The following is a 24,803-nucleotide window of genomic DNA, read 5'->3' as shown; positions in this document are numbered from 1 at the left end:
TTACTCCTGAGTGCTTTGATTGCGAGCGACGAGCGGTTCTTCCGAAAATTCGCCGAGATCGACTGAATTTAAAAGTTGCTGCCAGCGTTCGGCCAAGTTAGAATCTTCGGGATTTTCTTGACGCAGTTGCGCTAAACTGGCTAGAGCTTCGTGCCAAATCCCGGCTCTAGCATAAATAGACGGAATTTCGTCGGCCTGGGCATCCTCTAAAGCTGCCGTCAGTTCCATAGTCGCTTCCGTGCGTTCGATCCAGCCATCGACAAACAAATCGCCACTGCGATCGTTCGGGTCGCAAATCGTGACTAAATACCAGTGGTACATTTCCCCGGTTTTGAGTGCTTCGACGTTTTCTGACGGAAGTTGCAAGCTCACAATTCCGGATTTGACGGGGGCTGCAAACGTCGTTTGATAGATGACTTCTTCGTCATTTTTGTCGAGTAAGGTAAATTCTAGGGTTTGTTCCGAGGCGCCCGGAACGTACCAGAAGAAGGTCGGATGTTCCGACACCGTGAGCGCCAAGAATTTTTCGGGAATCAGAGGCGTCAGCGCCTTTGCCCCTTCTTCATAGTTACCGCAGCCTCGGGTTCCGCCTTCAGCCGTCGCTGGCGGTGCGCCCCGGTTCGGTGGCGAAAAGGCTTCGCTGACCAGCCAACTGTCAGACGGCCCCGGGCGAGTATTGACCGACTGCGCTTGTGCTGGCAAGATCGAAGACGCTGCCAGTGGAATCATTAACAGTACCCCGATCGGAATCTGGGCGATCTTTTTGATTGAACGTTTCCGAATCATGATTGTCACTCTCTTCCTGAAGAAAATACAGGTGGAGCTATCCGGCCAAAAGCCTCCAGAATCTGGATTTTGGCATGAGGACACCCCCTTATATACTCAGTCTAATCGATCCAACTATTGAGTCGCCAGTAGGTTATTTTTACTGCTCTAAAAGTAATTAGACGCTCGCAAAAACATTAAAGTTTCATAAAATTGATGGCGTTTAACCTCGTGCAAACGCGATCGCGCGATACCACGGTTTATATGGTCGAGCAAATTTTGAGAAAATTTCGAGCAGATTCTAAATTGGCACGATGCGATCGCCGAGGGACTTGTTCCCAGTAGAAGTGACCCGTTAACTTGCTCGACCGTTCCAGCTTTCGGGAAGCAATGGCTCAATTTTCTGTCGAGAGCGAAAGAGGTTGACGGTTGAAGGGGAATTCGATCTTAACGCTGGCTGGGTGCGATCGCAAAGCGACTCCCAAGGAGTATCGACTCTCGAAAAATGTGGTGAACCGTTTACAACATCCGGGAGGCGATCGTCCGTAATATCCATTTGCCAAGCAGAAATCGCCGTGCAACCGAGCCAAACCGACCGCAAAAATCGAGCCCAAACCCCCACGATTTCCATGGGGTGGCTGGCGAAATTGGTCGCCCTTCTCGCCCTAGTAAATTTTCTCCTAGGACTGTTTAATTTAACCTACATTCCCCTGCGAGATTTTTATATCAAACACGTCCCCGACCTCGTTATTTTTTACGATCCGATGAAAGGGATCGAACCCCATCGAGACACGCAAACCTACCTGAAAACAGTCGATTTATTGACGATAGAATTAACGGGCGATCGCCCCAATTCTCGCCCCGATAAAATCGAGTCCTTATTCGCTTCTCTCCGGCAGCAAAGTGTCAAATTAATTGAAGAAAATCCCTTTGCCGTTCCCTCAAGACTTCCCAGTTTTGCCAAAATTCAACGAGAAATTGAAGATCGGATGAAGGTGGACTCGGCAAAAGTCGCCTTCGCACAATTTTGGACGCCCCGGCATTTCAACCAAGCCGGATCCCTGCAAGAACTACAATTTTTTGACCGCCGCATCCGTCCCTTAATGGACGCCAATTATTTTCGCAACGTCGATGTTTACGGGCAATTCGTCGATGAATTTTGGCGGTTCGATATCTTTTTCATGACCTTTTTTGCCGTCGAATTCTTCACCCGTACCTTTTTCCGCTATCGCCGCGAAACCGATCTCAAGTGGTTTGACGCGATCCTGCGGCGCTGGTACGACATCTTTTTATTTGTTCCATTTTGGCGCTGGTTGCGGGTGATTCCAGTCCTGGTACGCTTGCAACAAACGCAATTAGTGGACTTCCGGCGCGCTTTAGTGCAGATGACCCGCGAACCGGGGGCGCAATTGGCCGATCGCCTCGCCAAATTCGCGATGGTACGCTGGATCGACCAAATGCAGTCAGCCGTTGCCACTGGCGAACTGGCGCGCGCTTTACTGTCCCCACAACCCTACATCGCCGTCAACGAGGTCAACGAAATCCAAGCGATCGGCGATCGCCTCTTGGAATTGACCATTTACAAAGTCTTACCCCGCGTCCAACCGGAAATCGAAGAGTTACTACACTACAGCATCGAAAGTGCCTTAAAAGATTCCGATTTTTATCAAAGCTTGCAAAATATTCCCGGAATCGGCACCTTACCGGAAGACACGATCGAAACCCTCGCCAACAACCTCGCCGACACCACGATTAAAGTCTTAGCCAATTCCTACAGCGATTTGGAAGGTCGGGCGATTTTCGAGACCCTTTCCAAACAGTTCGGCGCTTCTTTACGGGAAGAACTGCGCGCCAAAGCCACTCGCGCCGAACTCGAACGCCTCTTGCAAGACTTATTAGAAGAACTGAAATTAAATTACGTGGTCAAATCTACCGAAACCAGTCCCGAAGCGATTCTCGACGAAGTAGAGCAAATGGATCGCATGGCGGAAAATTCGTCTCTTTCCGGTGCGACGGCTACCCCTCCCACGGCGCGAGGGCGATCGCGCGATCGCCCCTCCAACTCGGACGATCTCGATCTTTAATGGGCGTCGCCACCGACGATCACATTGCGAATCCGCAAACTCGGACCGCCACAACCGACGGGTAAGCCATTTTGTCCGCCTTTTCCACAACCGCCGGACTCGTCCCAATAAAAATCATCGCCGATCGCCTCGATATCGGCCAGGGTACTGAACACGTTTCCCGAAAGGGTGACATCGCGCACGGGTTCGGCTAATTTACCGTTGCGAATCATCCACGCTTCCCCGGCGCTGAAGGTAAACATTTCGCCATTGGTCATCCCCCCGAGCCAGTTGCGGGCGTAAACCCCTTTTTTAATGTCGGTAAACAGGTCTTTGACCGGGGTATTGCCCCGTTCGATCCAGGTGTTGGTCATGCGAACCAGGGGCGGATATTGATAGTTGAGACAGCGCGCGTTTCCGGTGGGGGCTTCCCCTAATTTGCCTGCAGTTTCGCGCGAGTGCAGCCGTCCGGCTAAAATTCCATCTTTAATCAGTTGGGTGGTGGTGGCGGGGGTGCCTTCGTCGTCGTAGAAGTAGCTGCCGCGATGTCCCGGCGGGGCGGCGCCGTCGAAAATTTGCAATTCCGGCGGACCGAAACGGCGTCCGAGGGTCATCACTTCGAGTAAGTCGGGATTTTCGTAAGCCATGTCGGCTTCGGAGAGATGTCCGAAGGCTTCGTGAACGAACAGTCCGGTGAGGATCGGATCGATGACGACGGTGTAGGTGTTGCCTTGGGCGGTGGGCAAACTGAGGGCGTCTACGGCGCGTTGTGCGGCGCCGCGCACTTGGTCGTCGAGGGTAGTGAGGTCTTGGTAAGCTTTGCGCGATCCGGTGGTTTCTCGTCCGGTTTGCACGGTTTCGCCATTGCGGGCGGTGGCGGCGAAGCGCATTTCCATGTCTACCCAGGATTGATCGATCGCCGTTCCTTCGGAGGTGAACAGGAGTATGCGTTGGGCGCTATCGGCGTAGCGGACGGAGGTGGTGGCGATCCGAGGATCGACGCCGCGCAAAATGGCGGTGTAGCGATCGCATAGGGCTTTTTTGTCGGCGAGGGGGATTTGGCGCGGGTGAATGCCACTGATGGGCATTTGGCAGGTGTCGCGGATGGCTTCGATGGGGGCGAGTAGGGTTTCTTCTTCGCCGACTAAGCGGGCGGCGGCGATCGCCTCTTCGACGCGATCGCTCAAAGTCCCTAGGTGATTGAAGCTGGCAAATCCCCACCCGCCTCGATAACAGGCCCGGACTTGTCCGCCAATGGCCACTCCTTCGCTGAGGGTTTCGATTTTGTCTCCCCGTAAAAAAATATCGGTTCCTTCGGATTCTTCCAGACGAATCGCCAAGTAATCGACGCGCGAGGAGTAGCGTGCGATCAGATCGTCTAGTAAGTTTTTAGCATCGGCTATCGAGGTAGACATGAGACGGGGTAGCGCTCGACGGGATCGAGTCTATTTTCTTACAAAATGTCCTTTTTTGCTCCCCCGTTCGGGGACGATCGCCCGCTATCGGTTCTCGGGATGGGGATCTTGCCAACCCTTATGCGATCGGGTTCTTTCAGCGATCGCGCAAAAATTCGGCGATCGCGGCGAGGGGTAAGATGCGGCGGGCGGCGTCAATTTCGGCGGCGGCTTTGGGCATTCCGTAGACGACACAATCTTCTCGGGATTGGGCGATCGTGTACCAACCGCGATCGCGCAGTTGTTTTAAGCCCTCGGCCCCGTCTCGACCCATTCCCGTCAGTAAAATCCCCACTCCCGTCGCGGGCCAATGTTGAGCGAGACTGGCAAATAGCACGTCCGCCGAGGGACAGTAAGGACAATTGAGGGGTTCGCGACGGTAACCTAGGGTCAGATCGGCGCCGACGATCGCGTGTTTGGGCTGCCCCGCGATGTAGACTTTACCCGCTTCGATCGCCTGCCCGGATTCGAGCATGACGACGGTCAACGGGGTGCGATCGTTTAACCAGCGAATCAGTCCCGGCGCGAATTGTGCCTCGATATGCTGGACGACGACGATCGCCCCGCGAAAATGTTTGGGTAATTGTGAGAGGATCGTCGAGATCGCCTGGGGTCCTCCCGTCGAGGCGGCGATCGCGACCAGAGGCGGCAGCAGATCGAGGCGAACCACCGTTGCGCGGCTTCCTCTCGCCGCCGGATAGGCGATCTCGCAAGCACTCGGCATTTTTCCTAGCAGTTTGGCGATCGTGGCGATTTTCCCCAAGAGGGCGATCGCGCCGGGAGAATCTTGCGAGGTGGTCAAACTCGGTATTTTGACCACGTCGAGGGCCCCGTGACCCATCGCCGCAAACACTTGTGAGACATTCGTGTCAATACTCGCGGTAACGATTAACACCGCACAAGAAAACTGCCGGACGATTTGCGCTGTCGCCTCTACTCCATTGAGGACGGGCATCTGCAAATCCATTAAGATCAAATCCGGTCGCTTTTGCGAACATTTAGCGATCGCCTCGGCTCCGTTGCTAGCCATCCAAATAATTTCATACTGTGGCACTTTGCCCACAATGCGGCGTAAGGCTTCCACCGCTAGCACCATATCGTTGACGATCGCAATTTTCATCAAAAGACTGGAAAGAATGGGGCGATCGTTATTGTAGTCGAGAGAGTGAGAAGGGAGTAGGGTCGTCTCTCCCGATTCCCCATTCCCTAAGAGACTATTTATCCAATCAACATTAAGAGCCCTGTTTGAGAGGAGCCAATTGCCGGAGCATCATATGGTGCCGAAGTAGGGGTTTGGTGACCAAACCCCTACCTAGATTTTTTAATATTTTCTCGATCGACTGTCTCTCAATCTAAAATCTAAAATCTCTCTTCCCCCGAGGCTCCAATCGTGTCGATGACGGCATTAACAAAAGTGTTGTCGTGAAAACTACTTTTAGTTAAATAATAATTGGCGCCGACTTCCAAACCTAAAAGCCGATCTTCTTCTCGTTCCTTATACGAAACAATAATCACCGGAATTGATTGAATTTGGGGATGAGATTTCATTTGCGAAACTAATTCAATGCCGTTCATGCGGGGCATATCGACATCGGTAATGACTAAATCGTAAGCCTGGGAGATGAGGGCATTCCAGGCATCGATGCCATTGACGGCAACATCGACGCGATAACCGTGATTTTCTAATAACTTGCGTTCCATTTCGCGAACGGTAATCGAATCGTCAACGACTAAAATATGTTTGCAAATGGATTCGCCAACGGTCGGCGATTCGCGGTTGAAACTATTCAAGTCTCCGGTAGCGAGTAAGGTTTCGATGGAGCGTAATAAATCTTCGACATCGATAATTAAGAGGGGGGAACCGTCTTCCATTAAAGCCGCAGCACTGATATCGCGAATTTTGCCGAGCCGCGGATCGAGGGGTTTGACGACGATATCCCGTTCGCCGATCGCGCGATCGACGACTAAACCGTAAGTGTGGGATCCGGTGCCAATAGAAATAACATCGAGTTCTTGCCGACTTTCGGCAGGGGCGATCCCACGATTCGAGTCCAATTCTAAAACGCGATCGGCGCCGATCAAACTGATATTTTGGCCGTTGAGATGGATATATTGCCGATTTTCAACCCAACAAATCTCCGAGGGAGAAATCCGTAAAATACAGTTAATTCGGGTGAGGGGAAAAGCATAAGGTTCCCCGGCAATTTCGACGAGTAAAGTACGAATAACCGATAAGGTTAACGGTAATTGAAACTGAAAACTCAAGCCGCCGTCGGGATTGGCAAAGGCTTTTAACGATCCGGAAACCTGTTGCACCATTGTTTTCGCCACGTCTAAACCGACGCCGCGACCGGAAATTTCCGTGACTTCTCGGGCGGAAGAAAAGCCGGGTAAAAATAGAAATTCCATCAGTTCGCTTTCGCTTAACTGACGCGACATTTCCGGGGTGACCAGTTCTTTTTCGACAATGTTGTGGCGCAATTGCTCGAAATCGATACCGCGTCCGTCGTCGGAGAGGAGGATCGAGAGCATTCCGGCGCGATGGCTGGCTTCGAGGCGAATCCGTCCTTCGGGGTTTTTCCCTTTTGCCGAACGTTCTTCGGGCGGTTCGATACCGTGGTCGATCGCGTTGCGAAGCAGTTGGGTTAAGGGAGCTTGCAGTTTGTCGAGGATATCGCGATCGACGGGGGTGGATTGACCGATAATGTCTAATTTGACTTGTTTGCCGAGATTTTTGGCTAAATCGCGGACGGCGCGGGGAAAATTGGCGGTTCCTTCGCGAAAGGGACGCATTTGGGCGGCGATCGCCTCGCGGTAAAGTCGATCGCACAGGCTGGAAAAGCGACCGCAGAAGCGATCGAGTTCTTCGAGGCGATCGTTTAAGGTGTCGCTGCACTGGTGGGCTTTTTCTCGGGCGCTGACGAGGGCTTCGCGGTTGATGCCCCCGTGGCGATCGCGATCGCAGCTTGTTTCTAATTGCTCTAACAATTGACACAGTTCGAGTTGCCGCGTTTTCAGTTGCAGTAGGGAATTGGCAAAGGGCTGCAGCCAGTTGGACTCGATCAGAGATTCTCCCGCCAATCCCATCAGGCGGTTGAGATTGTCCGCACTCAAACGCACGACTCGTTCGCCCGTCTCGCTGGCGGCATCGCTGGTTGGCGTGGTTTCGATCGTTTTGGCTTCGATCGCGCCCCCTGGCTTGCTTTCTACTGGGGCGATCGCCGTTTCCGACACCCTAGAGGTCGATTCTGGGGCGATCGCTCCTTCCGACTCGTTCAAAATTGCCGCAATTTGCGCTTCTTGTCGTTCGATCTCTCCTTGACGGTCCGCCAACCAGCGATCGAACTCGTTTTCGTCCACCTGACTCATGGCGACCAACAAATCACCCCCGGCGAGGAGGCGATCGATCGCTGCCGAATCGAGGGCGATCTGTCCTTTCTGTACGGCGACGAGGCAATCTTCCATGACGTGGGCGATTCGTACCGCCGGATCGACTTGCACGATCCGGGCCGCCCCTTTGATCGAATGGGCCGCCCGGGCGATCGCGGCGAGGGCTTCGCGATTTTCGTCTAATTCTTCTAGTTTTAAAAGATTTTCCGTTAAAACCTGCACTTGGGTCTCGACTTCCATGCGAAATAAATCGCGCATGGACATCTGGCTCAAATCTCGGTCGTGTTCGCTCATAGAATCCTGTGGGCGATCGCTTCAAATAAGAGGCGATCGTCTAAATAATTGACTTTGCGATCGTGCCAGTTGACGATCGCCCGGGTGTAACTGTGGCTGGCGCAGGCGATCGCGGCGGGGGTGGCTTCCAATCGAACGCTGTGGGTGCGATGAATCCCGTAAATTTCATCGACGGGAAACACCCACAAGCCGCGATCGCTCTCGACGACGACCAAACGCGGATAAATCGCCAACCCTTCGCGATCGGAGATCTCGCAAGAGTGCAACTGCAACACGGCGTTGAGGGATACACACGGCAGCAATTCACCGCGAATGTTGACTAACCCTAAAAATAAGTCGTCGCTGCGGTGGGGAACCGTGCGGATCGTTCGGGGGGTGGCGATTTCGTGCAGTAACTCGGCCCGCAACGCCAGCCATTCCCCCCCCAAGCGGAAAATCGCGATTTTGCTGGGCAGAGGCGACCCGATCGCCGTATCCCGTTCTTCCGGCGCGAGGGTCAGCGCGTGTTCTTCCCTGAATGCTGGTTCCGATGGCGATCGCCCCGTTTCCCCCGCTAGCGATCGCGTCCACTCCTCAACATACTCATCCGCAGGCGGGCGATCGAACAGTTGGCGCCCCCCTTGTGAATAAATGGGGCAGTTATGGCAGTGAATGACGCGATCGAGTTCTTGACACGAGCGATCGCCATCGATACCAATGGTTTTCCAGCAATTCTCCATAAAGGGATTTTAGAGTTTTTTAGAGTTTTTTAGATTGAAAGAATGGGGAGAGACCCGCCTACCCCTTCACCTCGACAACTTAAACCGCGCGATTTCCCCTTGCAAACCTCGCGCCGCATCGTTCAACTGTTCGATCGCCCGATTGGTATCGCTCAACGCTTGGGCCGTTTGACCGGACGCTTCGCTTAACTGCACCATTGCCGCACTGATTTGACGGGCGCCTTCCGACTGTCCCTCCATTCCTTGGCTGACCGATTCAAAACGGGGGGTCAAACTTTGCACTCGTTCGATAATTTCGCTCATTTGGGTGCCGATGACTTGGATATTTTCCACGGCGCGGGCAACTTCTTTGGTGAATTTATCCATTTCCATCACTCCCGTGGAAACGGCGGATTGCATATCTTTAACCATTTGCTCGATATCGAGGGTGGCGATCGCCGTACTGTCCGCCAGACGACGAATTTCGCGGGCGACGACGGCAAAACCACTGCCGTATTCTCCCGCTTTTTCCGCTTCGATCGCCGCGTTCAGGGAGAGCAAGTTGGTGCGATCGGCCACTTTAGTAATGGTCGTCACAATCCCGTCGATGCGATTGGCTTTTTCGCCGATCGTGCCGAGTTTGGCGGCGATCGAACTGGTTCCTTGAGAAAGCTGTCGCATCGTTTCTTCCATTCCCAATAAGTCTTGCTGACCGTTTCCGGCGGCGATCGTGGTTTGATGGGAAAGTTCTTTCACTTGTTCCATCGTCACGACTAATTCCGAGGCGGTGGCCGCAATTTGTTTCGCCGTGGCAACGACTTGATTGGTCGAGGCAACTTGTTGCGTGACCGTAGCTTCTAACTGTTTTCCCGAGGCGGCGATTTGAGTGGTAGAACTGGTAATTTGAATCCCGGAATGTTGGACTTGTCGGATCAGAGAATTGAGTTTGCGCGTCATATTATAAAAGGCGCTTTGCAATCTGCCGATTTCGTCGGGAGAATCACTCACTCGTACTGATGTTGTCAAATCTCCTTCGGCAATTCTTTCGGCCACTCTGACAATGCTAATAATTTTATTGCCGAGGGGTTTGGCGATCGTCCGACTGAAATACCAGCCTAAAATTATGGCCGTGAGCGGTCCGATCAGCATCCCGAGAACCGCCCAAGACCGGGTTTGTGCGATCTCTGCACTGGCATCTTCACTGACTTGTTCGACTAAATCTTCGTTGAGCGATAAAATGTTGTCCAAAATATTTTCTGATTCGTGAAAAGCTGGTTCGACTTCATCGAGATGAAATTGATTCAAGCGTTCGAGTACTTCATTGGCTGCTCGCAATTGCGCCATTTCCGGGGAATTTTCTTGGTTATTGGCAATCAGTTCGACCATTTTCAACCCCGGCGCTCTGGGTAACCCGTAAGCTTGATATTCTTCGTGAATTTCAAGAAACTGTCGGTCGGCGTTTTTCCACTGTTGCAAAACAAGCAGGAAATCTTGAAAAATTTCTTTTTGTCTTTCGGGGACTTCCAGGTTTTGGTATTGTTCCAATCCGTCATCAATTTGTTGGTAAGCGCGTTCGATTCGGTCTAATTCTTGTTTGCGGCTGGCTGCATCGAGTCGCGGATTGGTGAGATTTCTTTCTGAGGATTGAATTTGGGTTTGTCCTTCGTTGACTTTCCATAAGGATAAAACGGCGGGCGAGGCGGTATCGGTGAGCAAACTGAGGCGATCGCTCAACCGATGGTTACCGATCGAACCGAATAAGGCAACGATGAAAATAATCAATCCCATAAATGTAAATGCTGCAATCATTCTCGATTGCAAAGACATTCGTTCCAACATATTCATTGGCAGAAATAATTTGAAGACAAATAAAAATTACAGCCTCCAAAATGGAGGATGGCTTGGCTTGAGCATTAGCGTGCGATCGCACCCCTGTAAACCAGCGATGGGCTAAATTACCGATCCCAGCGATTGACGCAACAGTGAGTTTCCCGAGGAATTGCGATCGCCCATCAAAATATTACCTTTCCCTTACTCAATCAAATCCCTCTACTTGGCAACTTTCGATCTTCGCGATTCACCCAAAAACAAAAACTGCGATCGATTCCGTTAAGATTTTAGCAATCGATCGATTCTTTGGCTCAATAGCATCGCTTTACGAAGGTTTCCCCGTTTTTCCGCCAAAAGCTTTAAGTGAACGAGGGCTTCGTAGGAGTGCGGCGATAGATAAAGCGCTTTCTCAAAACAGCGTTCTGCCTCGTCTTCGCATCGTCGGGAGGTATGAATTTCGCCGCAGAGTAGGTAAGCTTCGGCGCTGGTCGGCTCTTGTTTTAAGTAGCTCAAACACAAATTGAGAGCGGTTTCTAAGTCTCCCACATTGGCAAGATCGCGAATGCTCGATAGGGACTGGGGTTGAGGTTTGGGGACGTTCGACGAGGGGGGAGGGGTAAAGCGATCGCCCGATTTGAGCGGGGCTGAGGGGCGCCGTGGCGGGGTCGCCTGCGATCTCGCGGTTGTCACTTGCGGCGGTGGCTTGTCGTCGTCGGGATTGACTTTACGATACGCGAAGCTCAAGGGTTCGCCAAGGGGGGCGAAACGAGGGGCGTGAGTGGAGACGATCGCCGTTTCCGACGAACCGACGAATAACAGCCCTTCCGGTAAGGTGAGCGCTTCTAAAACTTGCAGTAGGCGAAGACGGGCGCTTTGATGGAGATAAATCAGTAAATTGCGGCAGAAAATAACGTGATAAGGGGTTTGACGGTATTGAAACAAGGGTTCGAGGGGATTACCTCGGTGAAATTGCACCCGATCGCCGATCGCCGCCGCCAGTTGGTAGCCGTCGGCGGTTTTTTCAAAGTAACGATCGCGCAAATCGAAGGACTGACCGCGAAAGGCGCGATCGCTGTAAGTCCGTCGTCGCGCCCGTTCGAGCGCCCCTTGACTCAGATCGATCGCCTCGATCGTAAAACGTTCTCGACTCAATCCCGCTTCGCATAAGGCGATCGCGATCGAGTAGGGTTCTTCTCCAGTGGAACAGGGCAAGCTGAGCAGCCGCAAAGGTTCGCCGGACGGGCGATCGCGCCATTGCCTGCGGGCGTGGTTTTGGAGACAGTCGAAGGCGTGGCGATCGCGGAAAAACCAGGTTTCCGGAACCACCAGCAGTTCGATCAAGGCTTGCCATTCCTGGCGCGAATGTTGCAACTGTTGCCAGTAGGTCGGCAGATCGGCGATCGCGCCGTCGCGCATCCGTCGGGCGATCGCGCGATCGAGGCTGGTGTCGCCCAAGGTAGCGAGATCCCAACCGAGTTGTTGACAGAATAATGCGGCGACGCGATCGCGGATCGAAGCGCTCATCGGTCGGAGTCGTCGAAAAGGGCTGCGATCTCCGGATCGCGCAACAGGCGATCGACCCTCAACGGTCGCACCGTACCGCGATCGCACAGGATCGTCTGTTCCAGATACGGCACCTGTTGCAGGTGAATCGGGCGATCGACCCATCGGGCGTCTTTCGGAACGACCCAGGTTTCCGTCACTTTCGGGGCGATCGCCCCTAACAGGTGTCCCCGGGTCGAATACCGTTCGACCTCCAGGACGATCGTCCGACTGCTGTAGGCCACCGGGGTCGGCATTCCTTGCAACAATTGCGCCAGATCGAGCGCGGCCACGATCGCGCCGCGATAGTTGAACGATCCGGCCACGAATTCGGGGGCTTGGTGAATCTTACTCATCTTGACTCTCGGAATCACTTCCACCACCGAGGCGCAATCGATTCCGTACTGCTCGCCACCCACCCGGAAGAGTAACAGCATCATCAGGATTGTTCTTCTTTTTCTTTGAGCAATAATTCTTCTTTTGAATCAGCCCAATAGGCGCTATAAGTCCACGTTTCTCGCCCGTTTTTCTGCTCTAGTGACCATCGGAAAATTGCCGCTTTGGGATCGACGCCTACTTCAATTAATTTCGCGCCCATATAATATTCCATTTGCCGTTTTTTCATGTCTTTAAACCCGGAAGCGCGGTTGCTTTCCCAAGATTGAGACATGTGTGCTTGGGTTGGTCTCGCCATCGTTGAAACTGTCTTTTCTCCTTGAAGTCGAATTAGTTTAACCCACGTTTTTCGCCAATGACTGCATAGTTCAATACGAAAAAGCGAGCAGTTTTAAACTGATTCAAAACTCCATCATTATATCGCTATTTGTCAAGATTCCCTGTCTTTTGCCGATCGCGTCGGGGCGATCGCCCATTTAAACGGCGATCGCCGGGTTGGGAACGGGCAAATTCCTAAAATACATAGAAAATCTCAAAATACCCGCAATTTTAACCAAAAATATCATTTTTCCCCGGGGCGATCGTCGGGGGGCGATCGCGATCGCGTGTCCGCTTCGCGTAAAAGGGGAATAATTGCACAGAACTGAGTTCTCAACAACCCATCCATGCACGATCTCTACTCCCTCGAAACCCAACTCGACGACTGGAATGCCGTTATTCGTTCCCATCCGCGCGACCCCAAAGCCTATCTCGGACGGGGGATGATTTACTTTAAACTCGCCCGGATTGAAGCCTCCCTCGCCGACTTCGATCGCGCCGAAAAGCTCGACCCCAAACTCTCACCTTACCTGTGGCAGCGCGGTCTTTCTTTATACTATGCCGAAGACTTCGAGGGCGGCGCCCGACAATTCGAGTCCGGTCTGACCGTCAATCCCGCCGATGTCGAAGAAACCACCTGGCGTTACTTGTGTTTGGCGCGCCTCCACGGCCCCCAATTCGCCCGCGAGTCCCTGCTTCCCGTCGGCCCCGACCCGCGCCCCTTCATGCACCGGATTTACGCCCTCTATGCCGGGAAGTACACCCCCGCCGACTTGCTCGCCGCCAGGGAAGGCGAAGACTGCCGCAGCCAATTTTACACCCAGCTTTATCTCGGACTCTATTATGAAGTCCACGACGACGGCGATCGCGCCCGCCATTATCTTGTCAGTGCCGCCCGCAATTATACACAAAGAGAATATATGTGGTACCTTGCCTGCGTCCACCAGCAACTGCGGGGCTGGACTTCTGAGTAGGAAAAGGTCAAAATTCAGCAGGAGGGAATCGAATCGAGGCGATCGCGCCGACTCTCTCCTGCATCGACCCGACTTTCCAGGCAAATATTACAATATGGCAACTTACGAAGACCGGGAAGCCTTTATCCCCTACCGACGCAGCGATTTAATCGAATTATGCTTGCAAGATGGCCAGTTGCCCGAGGGCGATCGGCAAAAATTTCGCGAATTCTGCACGATCCTCACCGCTTACTATCATTTTGAACTTCACCAACTCTTAGAACGATTGAAAGACCGCTTCGCCCCTTTCAATCCCGATGCCGATACCAAATTCATCGAATCCCCGGACTCCACCCAATTAAAAGAGATGGAATCCGGCTTAGTTGAAGATTTAAAAATCTTGTTAAAACGCGCCAATTACGTTCCCCTCTCTCCAGAAAGTTTGCAACGGGCATTTCGAGAAAAATCGTTAATCGAATTGCAAACCGATGTCGATTTTGACGACTTCGATCAAATGGTCTGCTACTGTCGCGGCGACATTTATAAAATGGCAACCATTCGTCAATTTTTTAAAAGTGTACAAAAAACAATCGACATTTTCGAGCGCGTCGTTCTGCTCTTAAAATTCAAAGATGAAGACTATTTTATCCGCAAAGGCCGACGCCTGGAAAAACTGAACTTTGAACCGGGCAAAATGTACGTTTACTATTACAAAAATATTCCTAAATTCGATCTAGAATTTTTATTCCCAAACGTGAAAATTAGCATGACCTGGAAAGACCGCATTTTACTGGCCGTTCCGGCGATCGGTGCGGCAGTTCCTTTAATTTTAAAAGTTTTGCCTCACTTATTGCTAATTGCAACCTTAATTTTGCTCCTCGTCGGCGGTCTCCCCGGCTTAGAACATTTGAAACCCAACGATCGCCAACTGCAAGATGTGATGCCCGTTTTAGTGGCGGTCTTGTCCCTGGCGATCGCCTTTGGCGGCTTTGCCTTCAAACAATACAACAGTTATAAAAACAAAAAAATTAAGTTTCAAAAAAATGTCACCGATACCCTCTTTTTTAGAAATATGGCCAGCAATTTGAGTGTATTTCAGGCTTTAATTGACGTGGCAGAAGAGGAAGAATGCAAGGAAATTATTTTAGTTTACTACCATTTACTCACCAGCGACAAACCGCTCACCCCAGAAGCCCTCGACGATCGCATCGAAGAGTGGATGGAAAACAATTTTGAAACCAAAATTGATTTTGATATTAACGGACCGTTAGATAATTTAAGCGGGTTGCACGCACAACTCGCTCCCGAGGGAGAAATTGACGGGGAATCCCAAGAGGTTTCGTTACTTCGTTACGACCGTGCGGGATGTTGTCATGTCTTACCTTTAGATCGAGCAAAAGCGGCGATCGATTGGATTTGGGATAATGCATTCGTGTATTAAATAGCAACAGCCAACCCATCGATATCGAAATTTATCGAATATTGAATTCGAGAATCATGGCGTTTCTGCAATCCGGTGAGTCACAATGGAACTGTTGCTTTGTCTACATTGAACCTTTATGACTCGATGGTGGCGCGACTGGGATAAGATCGTCCCGGGACTACTCGCTAAAGCAGAAGTGACCGTCACGCTTTCGAGTGTGGCGATCGCCTTTTTGCTGTTACTCTCCGGCAAAATAGGTTTGTTACAATCTTTAGAATTAGTTATTTATGACTCCTTAATTCGCTGGCAAGGCGATCGCGGTTTTGACGATCGCGTGCTGGTAGTTGGCATTTCGGAAGCTGACATTACAGCAATCGAAACATGGCCTCCATCCGATCGCGTTATCGCTCAAGTGTTAAGGGAACTTCAGCGCTACGATCCGGCGGCGATCGGGTTAGATTTTGTGCGCGATATTCCCTATTCTCCCGGTCATGAAGAACTCGTCGCCGAATTAGAAAAACCTAATGTTTTTGGAATTCGTTATGTGGGTAACAATCCCAGCGAAAGCACTTCGCCGCCGCCGAGTTTACCGGGCGATCGCGTCGGCTTTAACGACGTAGTGACCGATCCCGATGGAGTGGTTCGGCGCACTTTAATGTTTACTTCCAACGGTCAACAAAATTTTATTTCTTTATCGTTGAGATTGGCATTATCTTATTTAAAAAATTATAATATTTCTCCTCAACTGCATGAAAAGAAGGTGTATCAACTCGGTAACGTCCCCTTAGAAAAACTCACTCAAACCTGGGGCGCTTATCAAACAATCGATCCGGGAGGCTATCAAATTTTACTGGACTATCGATCGCTCGATCCCGTTCCAGTGGTTTCAATGCAAGCAGTTCTCGAAGGGGCGATCGAACCGTCGGCGATCGCGGGTAAAATTATTTTAATCGGTCCGGTTGCTCCGAGTGTTAAAGATTTATTCTTAACCCCCTATAGCGCTACAGTAAACGGCAATCGCAAAATGCCGGGGGTCTTGATTCACGCCCAAATGGTCAGCCAATTTCTGAGTGCAGGTCTCGACGATCTCGCCCCCGTTTCCAGTTGGCCCGACCCTGTCGAATGGGGGTGGATTTTAGCCGCTTGTTTATTAGGCGGGGCGATCGGGTTAAAAGTCAGTAATCCTTGGGGGTTGAGCGCCATCGCGATCGCCCTAGGATGCGTTCTTTTTGGCTTTGGTTTGTTGTGCTTTTTACAGAGAATTTGGATTCCGATCGCCACCCCGATTGTCGGGGCATTCTCCGCCGGAGCGATCGCGGTAACTTATCAACTGCAACTAGCACGAAAGCAGCAACAAATGGTCATGAATTTACTGGGACAACAAACCTCTCCGGAGATTGCTTCGGCCCTGTGGAACGGGCGCGATCGTCTATTAAAATCGGGAGTTTTACCGGGAGAAACGGTCATAGTTACAGTGTTTTTTAGCGATATTAAAAACTTCACGACGATCTCGGAACAACTCCCCTCAGAAAAGTTAATGATTTGGCTCAATGAATATCTCGACGCCATGACCGATATCGTCATCGACCATCAAGGCATTATTAATAAGTTTATTGGCGATGCCATTATGGCCGTTTTTGGCGTGCCAATTCCGCGAACGACCGAAGCGGAAATTACCGAAGATGCGAGGCGATCGCTACGCTGTAGCTTAGCCATGCGCGAACGCTTAGAACAGCTTAACTCTAGTTGGAAAGAGCGCGGTTTTCCCATCATTCAAATCCGGGCGGGAATTTTCACTGGCCCGGTTACCGTTGGTAGTTTAGGCGGCAAAAAACGATTAGAATACGGAATTATTGGCGATAGTGTCAACATTGCTTCTCGCCTGGAAAGTTCGTTTAAAGATCGTCAAGTCGATAACTGCCGTATTTTAATTCCTGGAGAAACGTATCATCGCTTAAAAAGCGAAATTGAGGTCGAATCCTGGGGAGCGATGAATCTGAAAGGAAAAGCAAAAGAAGTTGAGGTTTATCGAGTAATCGGGTATAAAAGCGATCGCCTGTCAGAGGAGCCGTAAAATCAGATCGAACGAGGCGATCGCGAAACCTTGGTTATCTCCATTGCGTCTAAAATTAAATCGTGAGTCTAAAATTGAAATAGTCATCCCCATTATTTTTGTAGTAGCAAGTACCTATGTTTCGACAACAGTTTTATAAACCTGCTACCTTAGCGATCCTCGTATCGAGTTTTTCCGGAATCCTCTTAGCCATTCCCCAACGGGCGATCGCCGACGATTCAATTCCAAACCCTCTCCAAAGTAAAACTATCACTCTTAAAACCGATAGCAACATCCTCATTGCCGAAGATGTCATTCCCGATATTGACGGCGGCCCTAGTGGGGTAGAACCTGCCGGACCGCGCAGCGATTGTTTCGGGTCTCAAGATTTACCTTTCACGGCATTAATGCCCGTGACGGAGAAAAATGTTACCTTAACCAGCTCTACAAAACCGAGTTTCTTTTTCTACGTTCCCACGTCAAAAGCAAAAACAGCCAAATTTATTTTATGGGATGAAAATCGAACAATCATTCATACCAATACGATCGCCGTCGAAAATCGCTCGGGAGTGATAGAAATTCCCTTAGAAAATCCCGATTTCGATCGCGATTTGAACGTCGGCAACAGTTATCGTTGGTCGTTTTCGCTAATTTGTTCCGATGACGATCCTGCCGAGAATGCAACGGTCAGAGGATGGGTTCAACGGATCGAAGTCAAACCCGATTTAGCCACCCAACTCGACAACGCATCGCCGCGCGATCGCATTAATTTATATGCTAATGCGGGAATTTGGCACGAAACGATCGCCACTTTAGCCCACTTACTCGAAACCGATCCGCAAGATGCCATCTTACAAAGTCAATGGATTGACTTACTCACCTCTGTCGGCTTAAACGAAGATCTCGCCGAAAAATCTTTAGTTTCATTTGGCAATTAAGCCCGGATTTCCTCTCAATATTAATCCTTGCAAAATGTCGCCGACGACCCTAACCTCCCCTCGCGACTTGCGGACAACTATTCACCCAAAAGCGAGGGGAGAAGACCCTTAAACAAAGATCGACTCGCCAACGGCGATCGTTTTTTATCCATAGGGTTTCGCAAGTGGTAATCCTTGCTATATGCTGGTGCAAGTATTCGCGATCGCCATTCCCCCTATTCTTGCACCATGGTTGGTCTTTCGTTCGCTCAATGGTTCGCCACTCTTATTGACAAAACCCCTCGCAAAATCTCTATTTTTTGGTTTTGTCTCGCCCTAACTTTTGCCGGATTTTACGGATTTCTAGGCTGGAAACAAGCCTTTAGTGCGGAATATGTGGTGCAAGATGACGCCCGCCAACATATTTTCTGGATGGCGAGATTCCTCGATCGCGACTTGTTCCCCAATGACCTCATTGCCGATTATTTTCAATCCGTCGCCCCTTTAGGTTATCAAGGGTTTTATTGGGTTTTCGCCCAACTGGGCATCGACCCCATTTTATTACATAAAATCCTGCCCTTTTTCTTAGGATTAGTCGCGACCGCCTTCGCTTTTGGCGTTACCTTAGAACTGTTTCCGATTCCCGTTGCCGCCTTTACCAGCACCTTACTGCTCAATCAGAGTTTGTGGATGCAAGATGGCTTAATTTCTGCCACGCCTAAAGCATTTGTCTATCCCTTATTTTTAGCATTTTTATATTACTGGTTGCGACGCCATCTCCTCGGCGTAGCCGTGGCGATCGCCTTGTTAGGTTTATTTTATCCTCAAGGGGTATTAATTGCTTCGGGAATCTTTGTTTTATCTCTTTTTTCTTATCAAGATAACAAGCTTAAATTTACTCTGGACTTTTCCAATTACCGCCTCAGTTTTATTGGGCTTTTCGTCGCTTTCCTGATTTTACTCCCTTATCTGTTCGCTGTTTCTGAATTCGACCCCACCATTAGCATCAGTCAAGCCCAACAATGGCCGGAATTTTTAGAAAACGGTCGCACTAAATTTTTTGTTAACGATCCTTGGGCGTTTTGGTTGCACGGACGCAGTGGCATTGGCTTATCGGCAGCTTTGACCCCAATTTTAACAGTAATGGGCTTCTTTTTACCTGTTTTCTTAGCGTTTCCTCGTCGATTTCCTTTAGCAGTTTACGTTCGCAATAGCCGCCTTTTACTCGATTTAGCGATCGCCTCTCTGGGCTTATTTATTCTCGCTCATTTAGCCTTATTTTCCCTACATTTACCCAGTCGTTACACCCAACATAGTTTACGCTTGATTTTGACAATTGCGGCGGGGATAAGCTGGGTAATTTTATTCGATGCTTGCTGGCAGTGGACCTGCGATCGCCCCGTCAAAAAGCAATTTTTAACTTTAACGATCGCTCTATTTTCTCTAGGATTTTTAACCTATCCTCAATGGTCAATGGGTAATTTTCCGTGGACTTATTATCAAATCGGAGACCAACCCAAACTTTACCAATTTTTTCAAGATCGATCCAAAGATATTCTGATTGCTTCTATTTCTGAAGAAGCCAATAATTTACCGACATTTGCGCGGCGATCGATTTTAACCAGTCGCGAATATGCCATCCCATTTCATTTAGGCTATTACCAACGGTTGCGCGATCGCACCAATGCTTTGATTCGCGCGCAATACAGCCCTAACTTATCGACAATTCAGGAATTTATCAACCGCTATAAGATCGATTTGTGGTTGGTCGATAAAGGCGCATTTACCCCCGGTTATCTCGCTTACAATCGCTGGTTAATTCAATATCCGGCAACTCGGGAAGCGATCGCCGATTTGGAAAAGGGGGTAATTCCAGTTTTATCTACTTTATTGGATCGCTGCGGGGTGTTTGAAAATGAAGGGGCGATCGTCTTGCAAGGGCAATGCTTGCTGAATGAAAAAGAAGCAACGATCGGCATAAATCCCTTATTTCAATCCCAACTTTTTGCGGATTTCAGTGGCCAGAATAAAGAGCAAGGGAGTCGCGATCGTTCCGGTTAAAATGAGATCTAAGGGGAAGCGAAAATAAAGCCACCACAGCAGCAAGGTTCCATAGGTCGAATCCATGTGATCCCCTAAATAAAATAGCCAATTGCTTTCATCTCCCGGAGGAATATTTAACCGACGTTTGACGAAAGAATTGGGCAATTCGGCTAAGTTAAAGATAAATCCTACTAAAAGTCCGTATTCGATCCAGTTGAAATCGGAGAATGAAATGAAGGAATCTGACGGCCAACCGATCGCCCGTTCTAGCAGTTGCAAAAGTCCGACGGCGATCGCATGAGTTAACGGCAAACTGACCAAGCCCCGCCAGCGTTTATTTTTCCCAAAGCAATCGCTTTGAATCGGTCGATTTAAGGGTTCAAAGAGAGGGGTTTTCCATAAAAATGCCTCGAAAACTCCGGCAATAAATAAGGCCAGCAACAGCCAAACTAAATTTAAACTATCCTGTAAAATTAAGAGGGGGTATGTTTCCATGTACATTCACCGATCGCCCTACTATGTTTTAAACCAATGAGGTGCAACGGCGATCTTCCTAAATCCCGCTTAAAAAAGGGGAATTTTACTTGACTCTACCCTGAAAAAGGAGAGAGGGAGGGATCGTCGATGGACTTCATCAATCGAGGAAATGCTGTAAATCCATGTCCGACCCGTTAGTTTATCTCAAATCTGGCCGTAGATCGCAAAATTGTCCCCAACAAACTCGCCTAAAGTTAACTGAAAACGGTTTAGTTTGGCAGGAAAACGGCAATCGTCAATCTCTCAGTCGCGACGAGATTCTCGGAGTGGAACAGATGCCGGGAAATCCTCTCGGTTTTGTCATTTCCGCCTGTCCGACGATCGCCCGTGGTTCTTGGTACCCTCGCCGATCGCCTCGAACGAGAACTTTATATAAAAAAACGTTTATTTGTGAGTCCGAAGCCCAGCGATCGCGCTGGGTCGGGGCGATCGCCTCCACATTGCCGGACAACCCCCAGCGCCGATGGTGGGTGGCGGTCAATCCGGTGAGTGGACGGCGCCGGGGTTGGCAAATTTTCGAGCAAGTCCGGCCCATTTTGGAAGCGGCGGGGGTGCAGTTGACGGCGATCGCTACGACCCACCCGGGACACGTGCGAGATTTAGTAAGAAATCTTGACTTATCACAATATGACGGGCTGGCCTTGGTCGGCGGCGACGGCATCGTTCACGAGGCGATCGCCGGATTGGCGAGTCGGGAGGACGCCGAGAATGCCCTCAAAACGCCGATCGCGCCGATTCCGGCTGGAACCGGGAACGGACTGTGCAAAGCCCTCTTAGACGCCGCCACAGAAGCTTACGACCCGATCGCGGCGGCGCTGGCAATCGCCAAAGGACGGCCCCGACCCCTCGATTTGGCGGCGATCGCCCATCGCGGACGGCGCTATTATAGTTTGTTGTCCCTGTCGTGGGCGATCGTCAGCGAGGTGGACATTCATTCGGAACGGTTGCGATTTTTGGGGTCGTTGCGGACGGATTTATACGCGATTTGGCAAATTTTCAAATTGCCAACCTATCGCGCCCGCTTCTCATTTCTGCCCTACGATCGCGCCAATTTATTAACCCAAAATTCCTTCAAAAATTGCCAAGATCGAGAACAAAAAGATTGGCAAACCATCGAGGCAGAATTTATCGTCTTTTGGGCGATGAACGTGCCGTGGAGTGCCTACAATTTAAAACCCGCACCCTTAGCCCATTTAAGCGACGGGGCGATCGATGTCGTGGCCATTCGGCGCGGGGTGTCTCGCTGGCAAGTGTTACAGGCTTTTTTAAAATGTGCCACGGGGGAGCATTTGACTTTACCGGGGGTCGAATATTATAAAGTAGCGGCGTTTGCTTTAGATCCTTTCGTTCAAAACAGTATCATTTCGATCGATGGCGAAGCGATCGCCGCCGATTCAGTCAACATAGAAGTTTTACCGGGAAAGGCGCGGGTGATGAGTTTGGAAACGACGATTTAACGGGTTTCAAATGAGCGGCGATCGCCCTCTCCAGATGGGCGCGAGATCGGCATACGGTTGGCAAAGATCGAACCATGCAAAGCCTTACTCATTCTGCCAGTTGCGCCAATGAGTTGACGAATCCTAAAAGCCATCGCTATGATATGTTCGTTTTCCATTTAGGATAGTCTCTTGAATACGGAATCTTCGACGACAGACCCCGATCGAATGCAGGGGGAGGGCGATCGGGAGAGTTTGGAAAAAACGATCGCCCGTCCTCGCTCGTTTATAGAAAAAACTATTAAAAATGTTACGGTAAAGATTGCCGAAACTTTAGTTAATTTATCTTGGATTACGCCCAATCGAATTACCGTGGTTTCGGCGGCGATCGGCGGACCGTTTGCGGCTTGGCTGATTTATTCCGGGTATGGGGCGATCGCCGTCGCCGCCATCGTTTTAAGCGGTCTTTTAGACGACCTCGACGGAGATTTAGCCCGGGCGCGCGGGCTCAGTTCTCCTGAAGGCGCGATCCTCGATAGCGTTCTCGATCGCTATGTCGATGTCTTCCTAATTTCCGCCCTGATTTTACTCGATCCGACCCGACATTTAATCCCTGGATTGCTCGCTTTATTGGGAACGACAATGGTGCCTTACATTCGGGCGAGAACGGAAGCCGAAGGCAAAAGCTCGATCGCCACGATCGGCGATCGCACCACCCGCTTTATCCTGTTCGTTGTCGGTCTCTTATCCGGACAAATTCTGCCCTTATTAATTATCTTGGCCGTTATCTCCAACTTGGCCGCTTTTCATCGGTTATTTTTCGCTTTAAAACCGGAAAAATCGGCATCGGTCTAATTCCTCTCGCTGACTTTTTTAGGGTTGAAATTGACTGCGGCTAAGCCCACGTTTCCCGATCCCCCGACGCGATCGATAGCCTTAACGGTATAAAGCGAAACAAGAATTAAAATTCAACTCTAGCACGGTATGACTCCTCACGCGGACGGGGCGATCGCGTCTTGGTTTGCCCCTTCACTCCCCCAGCTTCGAGTCACATCACCTACCAGCAGCCCCAGATCATGCAAACTTTTCTGCTTATTTCTTTCGGACAACTCGCCTCACTCATCGGGTCGGGACTGACCCGATTTGCCCTCGGCGTCTGGGTTTTTCAGACCACCGGGTCCGTGACCCAATTTGCCCTGCTCAACTTATTTAGCTACTTACCGACGATCGCGATCTCCCCCTTAGCCGGAGCCCTCGTCGATCGCTGGGATCGTCGCTGGGTAATGATTTTGAGCGATTCCGCCTCCGGTTTGGGAACCGTGGCGATCGCCTTACTCATTTATAACGACGGGTTGCAAATTTGGCATATTTATGCCGTCGCCTGCGTGAGTGCCTTTTTTAGTGCCTTCCAATGGCCCGCCTATGCGGCGGCGACCACCGTACTCGTTCCCAAACAGCACTTAAGTCGGGCGAACGGCGTCGTTCAAATCTCCAAAGGGGCCGCTAAAATTGCCGCCCCAGCGTTATCCGGCTTCTTACTTCTGACGATTCAACTGCAAGGAATTGTCCTCATCGACATCATTACTTTCCTATTTGCAGTGGGAACTTTACTCGCGGTCCAATTCCCGAAACCCGAGAAACTGCCGCATTCCGAGGAACCCTACGGCTGGCAACATTTAATTGCCGAAACTAAACAAGGATGGCACTATATCGCCCAAAGACCGGGAATGTTAGCCCTGGCCAGCTTTTTAACCGTTCCTTATTTTTCCCTCGGCGTTCTCGATGTTTTATTTTGGCCGTTTGTGCTGACCTTTACCACCAGTGCAGATTTGGGGTTAATTTTATCTTTTGGCGGTTGCGGTTGGCTGGTCGGTAGCGTCGCCATGAGTACCTGGGGCGGTCCGAAACCTCGGATTTACGGCGTGTTGCTGTTCGTCGCCTTTCAAGGAACCCTGTTGTTATTCGGTTGGGTTCGACCGACCGTTCCCATTGCCGCATTTGGGGTATTTGTTTATTTATGCGCTTATCCGATTGTGGTCAGTTCCAGTCAGACGATCTGGCATCAAAAAGTGCCGACGGACTTACAAGGTCGGGTGTTTGCATTGTTGCAAGGGATGGAAAAAACGGCGGCAATTGCAGCGTATACGATCTCGGGTCCGTTGGTGGATAAAGTCCTCGGTCCGATGTTATCTCCCGGAGGTTTACTCGCCGATAATGTCGGTCGCTTTGTCGGCGTGGGAGAAGGGCGAGGAATGGCGTTCTTTTTTATTTTAATTGGGGTGTTGAATTTGGTGGCGACGGGGATAGCCTATCGATATCGACGATTGCGACGGTTGGAGTTAGAAATTCCCGATGCGATCGCCGACGAGGACGAATCGGCAGCGATGGAAGTGGTGAATTAGCAAGAAATCAAGATTTCTGGGAATTCTAGAGCACTCGGGCGTCTGATGCGGTACAGTGCCGATCCCCCCTAACCCCCCTTACAAAGGGGGGAACGAGGAAAGTTTTCGCGGAGGCATCGAACAGATTGACCGCCGATCCCCCCTAACCCCCAGGGTAAGCTCATCTGATTTTGTAGCGAATTTACTTGACAAAAACAACAAAATGTCCATCAAGCTGGATTAAATGAATTTGGTTAAGATCGAGATGCATCGAAATTGAGAGTGTTTTGAATTCAAGATTATGGCTAAA

At 50.5% G+C, this 24,803-nt stretch carries 20 protein-coding genes; 10 read left to right on the top strand and 10 right to left on the bottom strand.

Features of this window, described 5'->3' with window-relative positions; translation table 11 throughout:
* Window positions 1-786, bottom strand: coding sequence for a DUF928 domain-containing protein (locus JJD41_RS22775; protein ID WP_200669845.1), 786 nt, complete (start codon window positions 784-786; stop codon window positions 1-3).
* A gap of 195 nt (window positions 787-981) precedes the next feature.
* Between JJD41_RS22775 and JJD41_RS25510 the strand changes: the two genes are divergently transcribed.
* Both JJD41_RS25510 and JJD41_RS22770 read left to right on the top strand, forming a co-directional pair.
* Window positions 982-1,110, top strand: a complete 129-nt coding sequence (locus JJD41_RS25510) for a hypothetical protein (RefSeq protein WP_255547413.1) — start codon at window positions 982-984, stop codon at window positions 1,108-1,110.
* Window positions 1,111-1,340: 230 nt separating this feature from the next.
* The gene (locus JJD41_RS22770; protein ID WP_200669844.1) at window positions 1,341-2,849 is read left to right on the top strand and encodes a hypothetical protein; all 1,509 of its coding nucleotides are present in this window, start codon (window positions 1,341-1,343) and stop codon (window positions 2,847-2,849) included.
* Here JJD41_RS22770 and JJD41_RS22765 read toward each other — a convergent pair.
* The 8 genes from JJD41_RS22765 to JJD41_RS22730 all read right to left on the bottom strand — a co-directional run bounded on the left by JJD41_RS22765 (window position 2,846) and on the right by JJD41_RS22730 (window position 12,730).
* Window positions 2,846-4,243, bottom strand: a complete 1,398-nt coding sequence (locus JJD41_RS22765; RefSeq protein ID WP_200669843.1) for a TldD/PmbA family protein — start codon at window positions 4,241-4,243, stop codon at window positions 2,846-2,848. The two genes, JJD41_RS22770 and JJD41_RS22765, sit on opposite strands and share 4 nt — an antisense overlap.
* A gap of 136 nt (window positions 4,244-4,379) precedes the next feature.
* Window positions 4,380-5,402 (bottom strand): chemotaxis-specific protein-glutamate methyltransferase CheB, encoded by a 1,023-nt coding sequence (gene cheB, locus JJD41_RS22760; RefSeq protein ID WP_200669842.1) that lies wholly within the window; start codon window positions 5,400-5,402, stop codon window positions 4,380-4,382.
* Between the two features lie 239 nt (window positions 5,403-5,641).
* A complete protein-coding gene (locus JJD41_RS22755; protein ID WP_200669840.1) occupies window positions 5,642-7,966 on the bottom strand; it encodes a hybrid sensor histidine kinase/response regulator in 2,325 nt (774 codons plus the stop codon).
* Window positions 7,963-8,685 carry a chemotaxis protein CheW gene (locus tag JJD41_RS22750; protein ID WP_200669839.1) on the bottom strand — a complete coding sequence of 241 codons (723 nt, stop codon included), beginning with the start codon at window positions 8,683-8,685 and terminating at the stop codon, window positions 7,963-7,965. Before JJD41_RS22750 ends, JJD41_RS22755 begins: the two co-directional genes overlap by 4 nt.
* A 66-nt stretch (window positions 8,686-8,751) precedes the next feature.
* A complete protein-coding gene (locus JJD41_RS22745; RefSeq protein WP_370583931.1) occupies window positions 8,752-10,491 on the bottom strand; it encodes a methyl-accepting chemotaxis protein in 1,740 nt (579 codons plus the stop codon).
* A gap of 282 nt (window positions 10,492-10,773) precedes the next feature.
* The gene (locus JJD41_RS22740; protein ID WP_200669837.1) at window positions 10,774-12,018 is read right to left on the bottom strand and encodes a CheR family methyltransferase; all 1,245 of its coding nucleotides are present in this window, start codon (window positions 12,016-12,018) and stop codon (window positions 10,774-10,776) included.
* Window positions 12,015-12,476 carry a chemotaxis protein CheW gene (locus JJD41_RS22735; RefSeq protein ID WP_200669836.1) on the bottom strand — a complete coding sequence of 154 codons (462 nt, stop codon included), beginning with the start codon at window positions 12,474-12,476 and terminating at the stop codon, window positions 12,015-12,017. The genes JJD41_RS22740 and JJD41_RS22735 overlap by 4 nt, the downstream gene beginning before the upstream one ends.
* Window positions 12,476-12,730, bottom strand: coding sequence for a hypothetical protein (locus JJD41_RS22730; RefSeq protein ID WP_200669835.1), 255 nt, complete (start codon window positions 12,728-12,730; stop codon window positions 12,476-12,478). The genes JJD41_RS22735 and JJD41_RS22730 overlap by 1 nt, the downstream gene beginning before the upstream one ends.
* A 367-nt stretch (window positions 12,731-13,097) precedes the next feature.
* Between JJD41_RS22730 and JJD41_RS22725 the strand changes: the two genes are divergently transcribed.
* The 5 genes from JJD41_RS22725 (at window position 13,098) to JJD41_RS22705 (ending at window position 20,157) form a co-directional block, all read left to right on the top strand.
* On the top strand, window positions 13,098-13,724 hold the full coding sequence (locus JJD41_RS22725) for a tetratricopeptide repeat protein (protein ID WP_200669834.1): 627 nt from the start codon (window positions 13,098-13,100) through the stop codon (window positions 13,722-13,724).
* Between the two features lie 94 nt (window positions 13,725-13,818).
* Window positions 13,819-15,144: a TMEM143 family protein gene (locus JJD41_RS22720; protein ID WP_200669833.1), complete on the top strand. Its 1,326-nt coding sequence runs from the start codon at window positions 13,819-13,821 to the stop codon at window positions 15,142-15,144.
* Between the two features lie 118 nt (window positions 15,145-15,262).
* A complete protein-coding gene (locus JJD41_RS22715) occupies window positions 15,263-17,200 on the top strand; it encodes a CHASE2 domain-containing protein (protein WP_200669831.1) in 1,938 nt (645 codons plus the stop codon).
* A gap of 116 nt (window positions 17,201-17,316) precedes the next feature.
* On the top strand, window positions 17,317-18,117 hold the full coding sequence (locus JJD41_RS22710; RefSeq protein ID WP_200669829.1) for a DUF928 domain-containing protein: 801 nt from the start codon (window positions 17,317-17,319) through the stop codon (window positions 18,115-18,117).
* A gap of 174 nt (window positions 18,118-18,291) precedes the next feature.
* Window positions 18,292-20,157, top strand: coding sequence for a hypothetical protein (locus JJD41_RS22705; protein ID WP_234489070.1), 1,866 nt, complete (start codon window positions 18,292-18,294; stop codon window positions 20,155-20,157).
* Here the strand turns inward: JJD41_RS22705 and JJD41_RS22700 are convergent.
* Window positions 20,083-20,634, bottom strand: a complete 552-nt coding sequence (locus JJD41_RS22700) for a CDP-archaeol synthase (RefSeq protein WP_200669825.1) — start codon at window positions 20,632-20,634, stop codon at window positions 20,083-20,085. The genes JJD41_RS22705 and JJD41_RS22700 overlap by 75 nt on opposite strands.
* A gap of 164 nt (window positions 20,635-20,798) precedes the next feature.
* On the opposite strand from JJD41_RS22700, the gene JJD41_RS22695 reads away from it, so the two are divergent.
* From JJD41_RS22695 to JJD41_RS22685, 3 genes are all read left to right on the top strand, one after another.
* Window positions 20,799-22,133, top strand: coding sequence for a diacylglycerol kinase family protein (locus tag JJD41_RS22695; RefSeq protein ID WP_200669817.1), 1,335 nt, complete (start codon window positions 20,799-20,801; stop codon window positions 22,131-22,133).
* Window positions 22,134-22,304: 171 nt separating this feature from the next.
* Window positions 22,305-22,967 (top strand): CDP-alcohol phosphatidyltransferase family protein, encoded by a 663-nt coding sequence (locus JJD41_RS22690; protein WP_234489069.1) that lies wholly within the window; start codon window positions 22,305-22,307, stop codon window positions 22,965-22,967.
* 221 nt (window positions 22,968-23,188) lie between these two features.
* Entirely contained in the window at window positions 23,189-24,514 is a 1,326-nt protein-coding gene (locus tag JJD41_RS22685; protein ID WP_200669816.1) for an MFS transporter, read from the top strand.
* Window positions 24,515-24,803 lie beyond the last annotated feature (289 nt).

The sequence above is a fragment of the Oxynema mangrovii CENA135 genome (genome assembly GCF_016632315.1).
Classification (GTDB): Bacteria; Cyanobacteriota; Cyanobacteriia; order Cyanobacteriales; family Laspinemataceae; genus Oxynema; species Oxynema aestuarii.
The sequence above is the reverse complement of the archived record's forward strand: the minus strand, read 5'-3'. Positions and strand labels throughout refer to the sequence as shown.